Here is a 715-nt window from a genome sequence, read left to right on the forward strand (position 1 = left end):
CGGGTGTCTGCAATTCCGGTCCACTTGACCGGAGAGCGTGCCGACTGCCGCTTGATGTAGCGATAGGGCGTTGAGTACCAGGGCAGAACCGCCTCGATCTGATTATCGAGGATCATGTCGCCTTGATCCGTGCGGACTGTCAGAACCGCGTGCCCGGAATTTTGCGTGTCTTTTGCAACCGTGATCAGCACCGCGCTTTTGGGCCAGCCGGCCGCAATCAGGATGCGCTGCTTTTCAAGAACATACTCTTCGCAGTCGCCATAACCGTTATGCGGGTACGCCCAATGCTCAACCTTGCCGAACAGATCCTCGTCGGTCATCGGCCGGACCCTGCGATTGACGTCGGCGTTGACCCTAATCAGTTCCTGCCAGCGTTCTTCCGTCAGGCGGACAACAACGGGTTCATAGCGTTCATTCGGGCATGCACGCCTGTTGTCGGCGCAAAATTGGCGGTGGCCAATAGGCGCTTTCACAGGTTTGTGCAAGTCCATGAACCGGCCGGTGTCTGCATGGGCAGCTGGAATTGACCAGGAGCATGTCAGCGCGGCAACGGCAGCAAGTAGAGTTCTCTGAAGTAATTTCATCGTAACGCCCTCCCCAAGGCTGACGTAACGATGACTCAATGCTTTTTACTTCGAGAAAATCTCCAAAGTAAAACTATATTATTACTTTAGTAAAACTCGAATAAAACTTAAGACGAATTTGATTTAGTTTT

At 52.7% G+C, this 715-nt stretch carries 1 protein-coding gene; it reads right to left on the reverse strand.

From position 1 onward, the window contains the following. A partial coding sequence (locus E1180_RS02605; RefSeq protein WP_155189531.1) for a transglutaminase-like cysteine peptidase occupies positions 1–584 on the reverse strand: 584 nt, incomplete at its 3' end. Positions 585–715: the final 131 nt, after the last annotated feature.

The sequence above is a fragment of the Roseibium denhamense genome, from assembly GCF_009711415.1.
In the GTDB taxonomy this organism is placed as follows: Bacteria; Pseudomonadota; Alphaproteobacteria; order Rhizobiales; family Stappiaceae; genus Roseibium; species Roseibium denhamense.